This is a genomic window from Paenibacillus sabuli (assembly GCF_014705605.1).
GTDB classification, from domain to species: domain Bacteria; phylum Bacillota; class Bacilli; order Paenibacillales; family Paenibacillaceae; genus Paenibacillus_D; species Paenibacillus_D sabuli.
The window spans coordinates 63,478-78,564 of record NZ_JACXIZ010000008.1 but is presented as its reverse complement, the minus strand read 5'-3'; the positions used below and the strand labels follow the sequence as shown (position 1 = coordinate 78,564).

General features: G+C 57.6%; 10 protein-coding genes. All 10 read left to right on the top strand.

Annotated features, from left to right (window positions below; translation table 11 throughout):
• The first annotated feature begins 20 nt into the window (after window positions 1-20).
• The 10 genes from IDH44_RS03140 to IDH44_RS03095 all read left to right on the top strand — a co-directional run bounded on the left by IDH44_RS03140 (window position 21) and on the right by IDH44_RS03095 (window position 15,086).
• Window positions 21-1,667, top strand: coding sequence for an extracellular solute-binding protein (locus IDH44_RS03140; RefSeq protein WP_223869329.1), 1,647 nt, complete (start codon window positions 21-23; stop codon window positions 1,665-1,667).
• Between the two features lie 63 nt (window positions 1,668-1,730).
• On the top strand, window positions 1,731-4,286 hold the full coding sequence (locus IDH44_RS03135; protein WP_190914613.1) for a hypothetical protein: 2,556 nt from the start codon (window positions 1,731-1,733) through the stop codon (window positions 4,284-4,286).
• Between the two features lie 14 nt (window positions 4,287-4,300).
• The gene (locus IDH44_RS03130; RefSeq protein WP_190914611.1) at window positions 4,301-6,094 is read left to right on the top strand and encodes a cache domain-containing sensor histidine kinase; all 1,794 of its coding nucleotides are present in this window, start codon (window positions 4,301-4,303) and stop codon (window positions 6,092-6,094) included.
• 12 nt (window positions 6,095-6,106) lie between these two features.
• Window positions 6,107-7,657 (top strand): response regulator transcription factor, encoded by a 1,551-nt coding sequence (locus IDH44_RS03125; RefSeq protein ID WP_190914609.1) that lies wholly within the window; start codon window positions 6,107-6,109, stop codon window positions 7,655-7,657.
• 77 nt (window positions 7,658-7,734) lie between these two features.
• A complete protein-coding gene (locus tag IDH44_RS03120) occupies window positions 7,735-8,028 on the top strand; it encodes a GyrI-like domain-containing protein (RefSeq protein ID WP_263364356.1) in 294 nt (97 codons plus the stop codon).
• A 144-nt stretch (window positions 8,029-8,172) separates the two neighbouring features.
• Complete coding sequence (gene nikR, locus IDH44_RS03115; protein ID WP_190914605.1) at window positions 8,173-8,706, top strand: nickel-responsive transcriptional regulator NikR; 534 nt, start codon at window positions 8,173-8,175, stop codon at window positions 8,704-8,706.
• A gap of 453 nt (window positions 8,707-9,159) precedes the next feature.
• Window positions 9,160-10,080 (top strand): N-acetylneuraminate lyase, encoded by a 921-nt coding sequence (locus IDH44_RS03110; RefSeq protein ID WP_223869328.1) that lies wholly within the window; start codon window positions 9,160-9,162, stop codon window positions 10,078-10,080.
• A gap of 80 nt (window positions 10,081-10,160) precedes the next feature.
• Window positions 10,161-11,252, top strand: a complete 1,092-nt coding sequence (locus tag IDH44_RS03105; protein ID WP_190914603.1) for a GntR family transcriptional regulator — start codon at window positions 10,161-10,163, stop codon at window positions 11,250-11,252.
• 40 nt (window positions 11,253-11,292) lie between these two features.
• Complete coding sequence (locus IDH44_RS03100) at window positions 11,293-12,675, top strand: FAD-dependent oxidoreductase (protein ID WP_190914601.1); 1,383 nt, start codon at window positions 11,293-11,295, stop codon at window positions 12,673-12,675.
• 152 nt (window positions 12,676-12,827) lie between these two features.
• A complete protein-coding gene (locus tag IDH44_RS03095; RefSeq protein ID WP_190914599.1) occupies window positions 12,828-15,086 on the top strand; it encodes a helix-turn-helix transcriptional regulator in 2,259 nt (752 codons plus the stop codon).
• Window position 15,087 lies beyond the last annotated feature (1 nt).

Below are 15,087 nucleotides of genomic sequence, written 5' to 3'. Positions count from 1 at the left end.
TAATCTTGGGGGCGAAGAAGATGAACAAAAAAGGTTTTGTGGCGGCGGGGCTCATGCTCAGCCTGGCGATTGCGGGATGCTCGTCGAACGATGGCGGCGGCTCCGCCGATAACGGAAACGGTGCCGACGGCAACGAGCCGAAGGAAAAAGCGAACATCTCCAGCGCGATCTACGACCGCGGCAGCGTGCCGGCGGCCGAAGGCTCGATCGAGGACAATCGCTGGACCAGGTGGCTGTCGGAGAACGGGCCGGCCAATGTCACGTTCACCGCGGTTCCGCGCTGGGAATCGGAGGACAAATACAATACGCTGCTTGCTTCGGGGAGCGCGCCGGATCTGCTGTTCGAGTACAGTCCCGCTATTCGCAACATCTGGTACCAACAAAAGCAGCTCCTGCCGCTCGACGAGCTGATTGAGGAGCACAGCACGTCGTACAAGGCGATGCTGGAGGACTATCCGGCGCTGCGCAAGGCCGGCACCCTGGACGACGGCAAGCTGTACTACTTTGGCCGGCTCAACGAGGTCGTGCCCAACCGGGCCGTGCTCATCCGCAAGGACTGGCTTGACAAGCTCGGTCTCGAATATCCGAAGACGACCGAGGAGCTGTACGAGGTGGCCAAGGCGTTCCGTACCGAGGACCCGGACGGCAACGGCAAGGACGACACGTACGGTCTGGCGGTCAGCGGCAACTCGACGCGCACGCTCGATCAGATTTTCCAAAAAATGGGCTTCGTTTTGCGAGACGATGAAATCGTTTACGCCTGGGACAGCTTCGAGGAAGAAGCCTCGTTCATGAAGCGCCTGTACGAGGAAGGCATCATTGACCGCGACTTCCTGAACGACAAAAACGGCGAGAACGCGCGCCAGGACTTCGTGACGGGCAAGCTCGGCATCTATCCGGTGCTGCTCAATTGGAAGACCTTCACGACGAACGAATACAAGACGCTCAAGGACAATGTGCCGGACGCCGAAATCATCCCGATTCCTTATCCGGAAAGCCGCGCCGGTGCGTTCACGCCGACCTTCGCCAATCCGGTCCAGATGACGGCGGCCATCAACCGCGGCGCGGACAATCCCGAAGCGGTCATGGCGTACGTGGACTTCCTGATCGAGCCGTCGACGGGGCAGACGCTCAAGTACGGCGTTGAAGGCGAGCATTACGAAATGGGCGAGAACGGCTGTCCCGTGGCCCTGGACAACGACAAGACGGAGCAGGTGGGCTACACGGTCGATCTGCAGATGCTGATGACTGCGCCGTATGTCCTGGAGGGCAAATGCGGCATGGAGTCGGAATTCAATCCGGAGGTGCCGCTCGAGCAGGAAGGGCTGGATCTGTTCCACCAGGGGCTGGAAGCCTACATCGATCTGGATCGTCCGTATTCGGAGATCACGATCTCCGAGCATATGCCGCAGATGCCCAAGGAGCTGCAGACGACGCTCGGCGAGACGAACAAAACGATCGGCGATCTGTACTCGAAGGCCATCGTCAGCGGGTCCAACTATACGGTGCAGCAAGCGCTCGAGGAAGCGCAAAAGGTGTTCCAAAACGGGATGGGGCCCGAGGCCGAAGCGTGGTTGAAGGACTGGTACGCGAACAATAAGGATACGGCCTTCCTCGCCGAGGATCTGTACGCCGTGATCCGCGAGCAGCAAGGCATCGACAAATAATTTGGGCTATTGATTGCGAATAATTCGGCACACTACTCATGATGAAACGGAGCTGAAGCAGTCATGCGAAACACGAGCTATGCGGCAGGGGAGCCGATACGCGACTGGATCTATGCCGGTCCGTTCGAGCGGGATGTGTCGGAGCGCTACGATTCGAACTACCGCGTGCCGACTGCGCCGTACGCGCAGGAACTGCAGGAAGCCAAGCGGGAGGCGCCTTTGGGCGCCTTGCCGCAGGAAGGAGAGCCGCTGGCCTTGTACGGCCAGCGGCTTCGTTGGCGCTGCAAGCGCAGTGATCCGGCGGAGCGCAAGCTGACGTGGGCGCGCTTCGGCATTCACGCCCGCCTGCTCGCGACGTACGCGGCGAGCGCGATTGCCGTGCCGGAGAGCGGCACGCGCCGCTTGCGCGTGTGGGCGGCAGGGGCGGTGCAGCTGTGGGTCAACGGCCGGCCCGTGCTGGACGCGAGCCGGCTCGGGCGCGTCGAGGGCGAGTGGGAGGTCGAGGTGCCGCTGCACCGCGGCGACAATCGCCTCGTCGTGCTGCTATTCAATGTGCATCTGCATTGCACCAATTCCTTCTGGCTGACCGTGGAGGACAGTGCCTGTGAGACCCGGCTGCCGCTGCTGCTGGAGCCGCCGGCGCGTGAGGCGGTGGAAGCGGATCTGGCCAAGTTCTATATACCGCGGCCGTACGCCGAGCCGCACGAGACGATCAGACTCGGTCTGGAATCCCCGCTGCAGGCGGGCAGCCGCTGGGAGGTGACGGTCTACGCCGCCGAGCGCGGCGATCCGGCCGAGCGCGAGCCGCGCTGGCGCACCGAGGTGCAGGGCGTGGGAGATGCCCTGGAGCTGGCGCTGTGCTGCGGCGACGAGCTGGGTGGACCCGGGGAGTACGCGATCTGCATCGATGCGCTCGCAGCGGATGTGCGGATCGAGGGCGTGCAGCTGCCGCTGCAGCTGACGCCGTTCGTCACGGTGGAGCCGGACGCGTCGTATGCGGGCCGCAGCGGATGGCTGCAGGCGCATTATGCGTCGGAGGCGCTGGCGCGCACGAATGTGCGCGAGCATCTCTACCGGCAGGTGATGCGGCTGCGCGCTGGCGGCCCGGGGCAGCTGGAGACGGAGCGGATCGAAGCGACGATTGCCTATATCAATCGCCGCTACGATTGCGCCGATTTTGCGCTGCACGGCTTGCTGCGTCTCTATCATCGCCTGCTCGAACACGACGATGCGCCGGCCGAGCTGATGGCCCGGATGAAGACGTGCATCCTGGGCTTCAAGTATTGGGAGGACGAGCCGGGGCCGTCGATGATGTTCACGCGCTCGGAGAATCATGAGATTCTGTTTCACAGCGCCGAATATTTGGCGGGGCTGCTCTTTCCGGGGGAGCGCTTCGCCAGCAGCGGGCAGAACGGTCTCTTCCATATTCAGAAGGGCAAACGCATGGCCGAGCGCTGGATTCAGGAGAAGGGCCGCTACGGCTTCATGGAGTGGCATTCCAACACGTATTACGAGGAAGACATACTGGCGATGCTCAATCTGTACGACTTCGGCGAGGAGACTGGGTACATGCGCATTCTGGCGCGCCAGCTGCTCGACCTGATCGGCGTGCTGATCGCGACCCACAGCCAGCACGGCGTGATGGGCACGACGCACGGCCGCTGCTATGAGCATGCGCTGATGCAGCCGGAGCTGGAGAGCATGAGTCATCTCAATTGGCTGCTGCTGGGCGCGCCGCGGCGGCTGCGTGAGGACCGGCTGTCGATCGGCGCGGCGACGCTGATCGACAGCGGCTACGCGGTGCCCGGCGAGCTGGCCCGCATCGCTTCGTCGCCGGAGCCGCTGCTGACGCGGACGCGGATGGGGCTGTTTCCCCGCGAGGGGCTGGGCGGGGTCAATTGCTCGACCTACCGCACCGCGGATTACATGGTCTCGGGACTGGTCGAGTCGATGGCCGGCCGGGCGGGCCATCAGGTGCAGGCCGGGCAGGTGCTGCTCGGCGGGCGCGTGCCGGTGTTCGTCACCTGCTTTGACAACAAGTCCGCCGCGACGCGGCCGTCGTACTGGGGCGGACAGTATCGCAATCCCAAGACGGTTGCATATCGCAACCTGCTGGCTTACATTTATACTATTGAAGAAAAAGCCGGCTACACCCATTGCTACTTCCCGATGGGTCAGCTCGACGAGGTGGCCGAGGTGGGAGACTGGCTATGCGGCCGTCACGGCGACGCGTATGTCGCGGTCTATTGCAACAAGCCGTACACGATCACGCGCAGCGGGCCGGACAAGGACCGCGAGCTGCTCTGTCTGGAGAAGCGCTCCATCTGGCTGCTGGAGGCGGGCAGCGCGTCGGCCGACGGCTCCTTCGAGGCCTTTGCGCGGCGCATCGCGGGCGCCCGGCTGGAGCACCGGGGCGAGGACCTGCGATATGACTCGCCCTCTTGCGGCGAGCTGGCGCTCGGTTGGGAGACGACCTGCACGGCTGGCGGCGCGCCTGTGCTGGGCGAGGATCATCCACTGATCGACTGCCCGTACGGGCAGGGGGCGTACGGCAGCGGTCTGACGCGGCTGCGCCTGGACGAGGGCGGACGCGAGCGAATATTGAATTTTAACCTGTAAGGAGGCGAGGCGGAATGCGGCTGGGGGAGCGAGGGATGCGCTACAGCTTCAAGACCAAGCTGATCGTCAGCTTGTCGGCGGTCATCCTGCTGATCTTCTGCCTCAGCGGCTATATTTCCTACCGCATTCACCTGAGCCTCTTCGAGCAGGAGATCAGCAAGCAGTACACGAAGGCGAACGAGCAGGCGCTGGCGCGGCTCGACATTCATATTCAGAACTTGTATCGCACGTCGGACTATATCGTCTTCCACCCGTACGTGGAGCAGATCGTCAAGCGCTCCTCCGCGGAGGAAGGGCAGTCGGACTTCGAGCAGTACGTCAACAGCCAGGAGCTCAGCGAGCTGCTCAACAAGGTCAAGCTTGATGCGCCGCAGCTCAGCAGCCTCTACGTCTACAATCTGCAGGGCGTGCGCGTGTATTACGACAACAATCAGTCGGTCAACAAGCTGCTGCCGCAGACGTACGCCTCGCTGGCGCGGGAGCTGGAGGACACCAACGGCAGCACGGTGTGGCGCAGCATGGAGCTGCCCAGCGCGATCGAGCGCAGCGGCCACCGCCGCATGATCGTAGCCTCGCGCCTGATGAAGACAGCCCAGTTGGAGACGTACGGCGTGCTGATCATGGTGTTCGACCAGCAGTTGTTCTCGCGCTATCTGCGCGAGCTGACGGCCGACGAGGCGGGCCAGGTGTATCTGTTCGACCAGCGCGACCAGCTGCTCTATACCGACGACCGTGAACTTGACACGGCCGACGCCGCCCGGCTGCTGGGTGCGCGCGGGACGCAGGTGCGGCGCGAGGGCCAGGTGCCCTATCTGTACGCCAACAGCGAGGCGGATACGGTCGGCTTCACGCTCGTCAGCCGGGTGTCGCTGGAGAATATGCAGAGCCGCAGCGAGATCATCGTCAATATCGCGCTGTACTCGGCGCTGGTCAGCATCGTCATCGCCTGGGTGCTCATCCTGCTGACGAGCCAGCAGCTGCTGCGGCCGCTCAAGCTGCTGATGCAGGGCATGCGCCGCTTGCGGGAGGGCCGCTTCGATACGCGCGTCGAAATCCGGACGCAGGATGAGCTGGCCTTCCTCGGCCAGGGCTTCAATACGATGGCGGCCAACCTCGACGCGCTGATCCGCGAGGTGTACGAGCGTCGGCTGCGCGAGCGCGAGGCGGAGCTGAGCGCGCTGCAGGCGCAGCTCAATCCGCACTTCATGTACAATACGCTCGACACCATCTACTGGGAGCTGTACATGAAGGAGGACATGAAGACGGCGCGGCTGATCGTCGCCCTCTCGGAAATGCTGCGCTACGCGCTGGAGCCGGTCGGACGGATGACGACGCTGCGCGACGAGCTGCATCAGATCCGCAATTACTTCGCCATCCAGCAGGCGCGCTTCGAGGACGATCTGGAGACATCGGTCGAGGCGGACGACTCGGTGCTGGATGCCCAGGTTATCCGCTTCCTGCTCCAGCCGCTGATCGAGAACAGCTTCGTCCATGCCTTCCGCGATCATCCGTTCGATATGCGGATTCGCATCGTCGCCACGCACAGCGGAGAGCAGCTGCGTCTATTGATCGCGGACAACGGCCGCGGCATGGAGGAGGCCGAGATCCGCGAGCTGCTGGCCCAGCGGGAGCGTGGACGCGTGCGCGAGCAGAGCGAGCAGCAGGACCGGGAGCACATCGGCATGCGCAGCGTGCTGCGGCGGCTGGAGCTGGTCTATGGCCAGGCGGCGGGACTGGATATCGCGAGCGCGCCCGGCGCGGGGACGACGATCCGGCTGACGCTGCCGCTGGAGCTCAGGCAGGAATAGGGAGGACAGAGCATGAGACGATGCAGAGTGCTGATCGCCGACGACGAGCGCAAAATTCGCGAGGGCATGAAGACGCTGATCGCGCGCAACGCGCCGGAGTGGGAGGTGGTGGGCGAGGCCCGCACCGGCTGCGAGGCGCTGGAGCAATTGGAGGAGGCGGCCCCCGATCTGGTCATGACCGACATCCGGATGCCCCAGATGGACGGGATCGCGCTGACCAAGGAGCTGCATCTGCGCGCTCCGGACGTCGCTGTCGTCATCCTGACCGGGTACAAGGATTTTGAATATGCCCAGGCGGTGATCCCTTACGGCGTGCTCGACTTCCTGCTCAAGCCCTGCCCCGAGGAGCAGGTCGTGCGGGTGCTGGAGCAGGCGCGCGAGGCGATCCGGCGGCGCCAGGCCGAGCGCGAGCGCAGCCGCAAGGGGATGCGCCAGCTGGAGCTGATGACGGTGCGCTCGCTCATGCTGCGTCTGCCGTACGAGGCGGCGAGCCTGCCTGGCGTACGCGAGCATTACCTGGGCCGCGAGGTCTGGCTGCTGCAGGTCGATACGTACCTGCCCCCGGGTAAGGCCTACGGCTATAACGACATCGGCCTGCTCCAATTCGCCGTGCTCAACATCGCCGAGGAGCTCGCCGCCGGCCGCGAGCTGGACGCGCGCATCGTCCCAGTCGTGTACGATGCGTTCGCCCTGTTCGTGGCGCCGGAGGCCGCGGCTGCGCTGCCGCAGCTGATGCGCGAGCTGCGGGAGCAGGTGCGGGAGCTGCTGGGCCTCGAGGTGCATGCGCGCTGCGCGGGCATGGCGGAGGAGCCGGGCGAGCTGGCGGCCTGCATGGACCGGTTGCCGGAGCCGGGGGCCGGTCGAGGCGACATTGCTGGCGCGGCCGTCGCTCTGCCGCGCGATCAGGCGGAGATCCGGACTGTGCAGAATGCGATCATGTCCGCGATCATGCTCGGCGAGGGCGACCGGCTCGGGGCCGATCTGGAGCGGCGCGTCGAGCGGCTCCGGGCGCTGCGGCCAGCGCGTGCCAAGCGCGAGGCGCTGGCGCTGGCCCTGGCGCTGACCGGCATCATGGGCAAGGAGTTCGGCCTGAGCCGCGAGCCCGCGGCCCTGGCCGAGCGGCTGGACGCGCTCGATGCGCTGGCGAGCGCCGAGCGCGTGGCGAGCTGGGCGGCGGCGCGCGCAGCGGAGTTCCTGGCGGCATTCCGCACCTGGCTGCACGGGCAGAATCGCAACATCGTGGAGAAGGCGATCCAGTACATCGACCGCCACTATATGGAGCGCTGCGACCTCAAGGAGGTGGCCGGGGTCGTCCACCTCAGCCCCAATTATTTCAGCAACCTGTTCAAAAAAGAAACCGGCGAGAGCTTCGTGGGCTATATGACGAATGTGCGCATCGCCAAGGCGAAGCTGGCCATCGCCGCCACCGAGCTCAAGGTCGCCGAGGTGGCTCGCCGTGTCGGCTACGACGATCCGAATTATTTCGCCAAGGTGTTCAAGCAGATCACGGGCACGACGCCGCGCGAGTACCGCAAGGCCGTGCAGCAGCGCTCCGAATGCTGATCGTCGAATGTTGGTCCGCACTGCGCACAAAAAGACAGGCAGCGTGCCCTCTCTGTGAGGTACACTATTCAGCGGTGATGGACGACTACGACGCTGCCGACAACACGATGAATTACTGGGTGGCGGCGGAGCGCGAAGGGACGACGCCGGAAGGGTTCGAACGGGTGACGGTCTCCGCCGCCAAGTGGGCGGTCTTCGAGGTGCGCGGCCCGATGCCGGACGCGATGGTGGAGACGTGGAAGCGCATCTTTTCGAAGTGGTTTCCATCCAATCCCTATGAGCAAGCGGAGGGCCCGACCCTGGAAGTGTATCCGGATCCCGATCCCTTCGGGCCGGACGCGTATTCGGAGATTTGGATTCCGCTCAAGTGAGACGATCGAATCTTGTGAGGCATCTGAGCGCAGTGGCGGAGCCGGCTTTAGTCCGGCTTGCCACTGCGCTTTTGCTTGTGGTGGACAAGGCCTTGGGGCAGGCCGCTGCTTATGATACAATTGAGCAAAACCCGAGCAAAGGTGATGACATTGGCAGACAAGGAAGAACTCACGCGCTTCGGGGTGTCCTTCCCCGCGCCGCTGATCGAGCAATTCGACGAGTACATCGGCGGGCAAGGCTATACGAATCGCTCGGAGGCGATCCGCGATCTGGTGCGCAAGGCGCTCCTGGACCCCTCCCGCATGGATTCGGAGCAGGCCGTGGCAGGTACGATCGTGATGGTGTACGACCACCACGTCAACGAGCTGCAGCATCTGCTGACCGAGCTGCAGCACGGCTACCACCACGATATCGTATCGACGATGCATGTCCACCTCAATCACGACCAATGCCTCGAGGTGATCGTCGTACGCGGCCGGCTCTCCCGACTGCGCGCGCTGCATCAGCAGCTGCAGGTGCTCAAGGGCGTCGCCTACGCCGAGCTGTCCGTGACGTATGCGGACCAGGCGCATGCTCCTGAGGCACATGCACACGAGGCACATGCACACGAGGGACACGCGCATGAGGGACATGCACACGAGTCAGATGCCCGCGAGGCACACGAGTCGGAGGCCTAAGAGGCACATGCATCCGAATCATGAATCAGATGCGCTTGAGGCGCAGGACTCGGATGCGCAAAAGGTATACGCACACGAGTCATTCAGATTGCGTGATCAAAAGGATATTGAAACGGCATGGGAAAAACTCCCGTGCCGTTTGTTTTTTGGCTCGGGCCAGCCATCGTACCAGTGCGTGAAAGCCACGTTTCCGGTGTCTTTGAGCACTTGACCGGTAGGGAAACAGATAAAGAGACCCCCTTCCGTCTCCGGAGACCTGACTCCCTCATGTCCGGAATAGTGGCTCTATTTCATCGAAATGTTCAATATACTGCTTGACACATTGCGTAAATTCCAATTGCAATATTTTAATACAGATTTTAAACGAGTCTATTGAGTTTTTGAAGTCTTTTTGTTATATTGTGAATGAATTGTAATACAGGTTTATAAACCGACTTGAGAGGGGCAACCGCATTGACGTCCAGTATGGAGATGAAAGGCCTGTATACGGCATTAGTTACGCCGATGAACGAGAATGGGGACATCGACTACGATTCTTTACAAGCGCTTATCGAGCACCAATTGCGGTCGGGAGTAAGCGGATTTTATGTCGGAGGCAGCACCGGAGAGGCGTTCATGCTGTCGATGACGGAGCGCAAGAAGCTGCTTGAGGCGGCGGTCGGTGCGGTGGCGAAGCGGGCGAAGGTCATTGCGCACACCGGATGCATCAGCACGCGGGATAGTGTCGATCTGGCCGTGCATGCCGAACAGACCGGGGCGGATGCGGTATCTGCTGTCGTACCGTTTTACTACAAGGCAGGCATACAGGAATTGCAGCAACACTATGAAACGATCATGTCCGCCGTAGCCGTTCCGATGCTGATCTACCATTTCCCCGGGGCGACCGGAGTCAGCCTGACCGTCGATTTTTACGAAAGCATGTCCCGGCATCCGCAATGCCTTGGGGTCAAGTTCACATCGATGAATCTGTTCGAGATGCAGCAAATTCGTGACAAGTGCGGAGAGCGCTTCCTGATCCTGAGCGGACACGACGAGGTGTATGCGGCCTCGGTGCTCATGGGCTCGGAAGGCGCCATCGGCAGCACGTTTAATATGATGCCTTCGCTTTACAGGGACATGTTTTCGCTTGCGGCGACAGGGCAATGGAGCAAGCTGCCGGCGCTGCAAGCGCAAGCGAACGAGGTGATCGCCCATATGCTGCAATTTGACGTCATCCCTTACGAAAAAGCGATACTCCACTTACAAGGTGTGCTAAAGACATCGGTCGTCCGTTCGCCGCTTAAGCGCTTTACACCCGAGGAGACGGCGCGCATCGCCGAGTTTTACCGGAGCAGCAGCTTGTTGCAAAGCAACAGCGCGCAGGTTTCGACATAGCGTTTGCGCTGCTGTTGAATACCGATCCCTGATCGATTACAATCAAACCAATAGGAAGCATACAGATTGGGGAGAAGTGCTTGAAAGCATACGGATATCGCTACATGGAAGTGAAGCATAAGCTGATCGAGCAGATCAAGTTGCTTGAGCCGCATGTCCGCCTGCCGTCGCGCAACGCGTTGGCTAAGCAATATAATGCAGCTCGCACGACGATCGAGCGGTCGATTTCCGAGTTGATCGGTGAGGGTTACTTGTACGCCAAAGATGGCAGCGGTACGTACGTATCCGAGGCGCGGGGAGCGGCGGCGGAGCATGCGCCGAGAAGTCCGTTCCGATCCGTGGGGCTCATTATTCCGGACATCCGGCATGATACATACCCGGGTATTTTACGCGGTGTGGAAGATATTATGAACCGGCATGACGTTAACCTCGTCATCTGCAATACGGACAATCAGATCGAAAAACAGGCAGGGTATATGAACAAATTGATCGATAGGGGCATCCATGGGCTCATTATCGTCCCGGCTATAATCGGCCATACCGATTTGAGCCTGTTCAGCAGGCTGCAGGAGGCCGGCATTCCGATCGTTTTCTGCAATCGCGGGATCGAGGGGGTGGAGGCGCCGAAGGTGGTGTCGAACAATTTTTACGGCGCGTATGCGGCGGTTAAGCATCTGATCGGCAACGGCTGCCGGGCTATCGCCTATATTTCGCGTCCCGCTTATTCCACTTCATACGAACGTTATCAAGGCTACACGAGTGCGCTGGCCGAAGCGGGGTTGGATATGGACGATCGACTGGTCCTGTTCGAGCCGACGTTCGATACGGAGCGACAAGGCTACGACAGCGTCATTCAGCTGCTGGAGAGCGGCGTAACGCCAGACGGTATCTTTTGCTTCAACGACGGCATCGCCAAAGGCGCTTGCGAAGCGCTTGGCGACAAAGGGCTTATCGTCGGCAGAGACGTCCTCGTCGTTGGCTACGACAATACGGGGTTGTGCGAGCGTATGCCGGTGAAGCTGACGTCTGTCAAGTTTCAGACATACGACATCGGCGTGGGCGCCGCAGGGCTGCTGCTCGACATGATGAACGGCGAAACGGTGCGCAGCAACAAAATTGTCGTGCTGCAGCCCGAGCTTGTCGTCCGGCAAAGCTCGCATCCGGTATTGTAATACAGGTTTTGCGAATACTTATCCAACAAGGGAGAAGTCTATGCTAAAACAATATTCATACGACGTCGTCGTTGTCGGTGGCGGAGCGACAGGAATCGTCGCGGCAATGGCGGCGGCACGGGCGGGAGCCAGGACGGCGATCGTCGAATACAATGGGTTCGTCGGGGGCAATGTCATTCCTGGCCTGCCGCTGCTTGGCTTTCATAACAATCTGCGGCAGTTGATTGTCAAAGGAATCGCCTACGAGATTGCAACGAAGCTGCAAGAGATCGGAGCGGCGACGCAATTTTATATGGATCCGATTACAAGCGACGTGCTTGGCGTAGATCCGCATTGGTTCAAATATGTCGTCACCCGAATGCTGCAGGAAGACGGCGTTGACTTTTATTTGCATAGCATGCTGACGGATACGGTTGTGGAGAACGGATGCGTGAAGGGCATCGTGATTCAAAATAAGGAGGGCAGTCAGCTGTTGTCCTGCGGCGCCGTGATCGATTGCAGCGGCGATGGAGACGCAGCGGTCCGGGCAGGCGCGGATTATGTGTACGGTCGGCCGTCCGACAACAAGGTTCAGGTGTCCTCGCTCGTGTTCCGGGTGAGCGGGATTAACTTCAAGCCGCTGATCGCCTATTTCCGCGAGCATACGTCGCAAATTCGTCCGTTTTCGATGACTGACGAGGTCGTTCATGGATTGATTGATCAGATGGACGGAGCGGAGGTGTTCGTGTTGGGCGGTCTGCAGCAGTATATCGAGCAGGCGGTTCAAGCCGGGATTCCATTTCCGCGTGCAAATCTGGTTGGCGTCTGCATCCCGAAGTTCGATCAAATGATCGTCGTCTCAAGCCGCGTCGAGGGCATCAATCCAAACGACAACCGGAGCTATTCAAACGGAGAAGTGGCCGGCTTGATGCAGATGAAAGACATTTTCGATTTTCTCAAAACTTACGCGCCCGGCTTCGAACACATTCGGCTGCTGGATACGGCGCATCAAATCGGAATACGGGAATCGCGTCATATCGTCGGAGACTATGTGCTTACCGGCGAAGACTTGATCGAAAGCAAACGGTTTGACGATGTGATCTGTCTCGGCGGATATCATCTGGATATCCATACGCCCGATCATAAAGGCTTAAATACGAAAAAGGTGAGCACGTATGAGATTCCGTTCTCCTGCTTGCTCCCAAAGGGACTGGAGGGCATCATCGTAGCGGGGCGGCCAATCTCGGCCACGCATGAGGCGATGTCGTCGACAAGAGTCATCCCGATCCAGATGGCGCAGGCTGAAGCGGCCGGAGTAGCGGCAGCGATGAGCGTCCAGCAGGGCAAGGCGGTGCGCGAGCTGAATATTCGCGAGCTGCAGCATCGTTTGATTGCGCAAGGCGCCGAGCTCGGACAAGGCATCGGGCGACGCGTTTTTGATTGAACGTAAAGGGTACAATATCGTTTGTCCTGCGGGCATTAGGCTTCCGGAATTTTTCTGGGCGTAATGCCCGCTTTTGCTTGGACGCTTTCCCGTTTCTTCTTTGACGGGGATCAAGTATAATTTATTCAAATTATAGTTCAGAGGTGGGACTGTTGAATTCACTTTTTCTATCGGTTAGAAGCACGTTATTCCGAAAAACGATGCTCTTATACAGTTTTGCGGTGTTTATACCCATCGTTGTATTTTTTTTATTCTGCTATTCGGCTGTGTATCATTCATTTGAAAAAGAGATTTATACCTCCAATATCAACAAATTAAACACAGTCAAAAATGTATACGATGTCAAAATATCTGAATTAAGGACGTTAACAGAAAAAATTGACGGCTCCCCTTCCATGACGATGTTTCAAATCCAAAACCATCCCGATGGCGTTGTTTCTACGCTGTCATTTTTGACGCGACTGCTGGATCCGCTGAGCGATATCTTTTTGTACGAACGAGGGTCCAATAAGCTTTTTTCCTCGTCCGGCACATTCTTTTTTTCACATGTATTGCCGAATTACATCGCCTCCAGCGATTTGGAATTTGAAGAATTTTATTCTTTGGTCAACCATTCCGATTCTGCAATTATACGCCGGGTAATCAGCCCAAATGACCAATCCTATTTGTTTTATTTTTCGCCGCTTTCCCCTAACTTTTCCAATCCATCAAGAACGGTTGTTTTTGTAATCGACAATGAAAAATTAAAACAGCTCTTTAATTTCTCCGTACAAGAAGATGCGAATGAAAACGTACTTGTATTTGATAAGGACCTCCAATTGCTTAGCAGCTTTGTACCCGATTCAAAGGGGGTTATCTACAATCATATTTCTCCTCTCCTGAAGCAGCACAACGGCGATTTTTCGGACACCATTCACGCGGACGGACAAAAGCTATATGTCATCGCCTTGCATTCCGAGGCGACAGGCTATTATTATGTCAAGATTACAGATATGCAATATGCCATGAAAAGTCTGATCCAAATAAAAGATTGGGTGATCGTTGTAACTGCGCTCCTGTTTACCATTGGCGCGGTCATTATCATACTGGGCCTAAAGTTCAATTATTTCCCTATCCAAAAAATCGCCTTACAATTGAAAGCGTATTCAAATACCAGGAACGATGAGCTAGGTACCATAGAACGGGCTATCGGGGATCTGAATCAGCTGCAAGTGGATTACCGCAATTTCACGGAACATTCTGAAGACGCGCTGTATGAAAATTTATTATTATCTGTACTTAATAGTTCATTTAATAACTTGCAAAGCTTAAATTCTGCCGGAAAGCGTATCGGTGTATTTTTTTCAAAAAGTGAATTTTGCATTGCATCCATTTATATTGAGGATGTTCACATTTTGAATAAGATTGGGTATTCGGATGTTGTAAAATCCATTGCAGGGAATATCCCTAAATCTGTAGAATGCCAATTCAAAAATCTGCTTTTTAATCAGCAAATTGTCGGAATCTTTTGCTTGGAAAGGGAAAATTACAGGGATTTGATACAGGCATTTGAAGCTATCCTTCAACAGCTTTTAGAATTAGGCGTCTTGGCGACTGTAGGCGTAAGTGACTTAAACGAAAAGCCATCCTTGATAGGTAAGCTATACTTGCAAAGCCGCGAAGCCTTGGAATATAAGATGCTTTACAGTATCGGAAGCACCATTGAGTACCGGCAGATCTCGCATATAACGGATACGGAGGCGCCGCTTCCGGAAATGCTGAGAACCTTTGGCGAACATCTCTCTGATTTGAAAATCGAAAAGGCGCAAAAAAGTTTTTATGAAATGATGAACTATATGAAAACGAACAAGTGTACGCTTTATACATGCAGATATGTTTGTTTTGATATTATCCAATACTTTAAACGTCTGTCCATTTTACTGGATACGGCTTATTCCAATACGCTGGATTACGGATTCGATATTTTGGAAATCGAAAACTTCCAGACTGTAGATGATTTGATTGAATTAATCGAACAAGTTTTTCAAAAAATTTCAGATTTTTTAAATAGCCACAAGAAGCAGCAATCCGATCAACTCATCGAGGAGATTTTGCAATACATCAATGAAAATGGCTTGAAATATGAATTTCAAATAAGCTCGCTGGCAGATCGGTTTTCGATGTCCGTTCAATACTTGCGGAGTATTTTCAAAACGCATACAGGACAAACGCTGTCCGAGTATGTCAATTCTCTTAAAATTGAAAAGGCGAAGGAACTGCTACTTACAACAAATGACAGCCTGGCTGTGATCGTTCAAAAAATCGGCAAGATTGACGTAACAAACTTTTCAAGGGGATTTAAAAAAGAAACAGGCTTGACCCCGGGCGCTTATCGCCTGGCTCATCAAGAAAATAAAAAAAAGGATGAGTAGC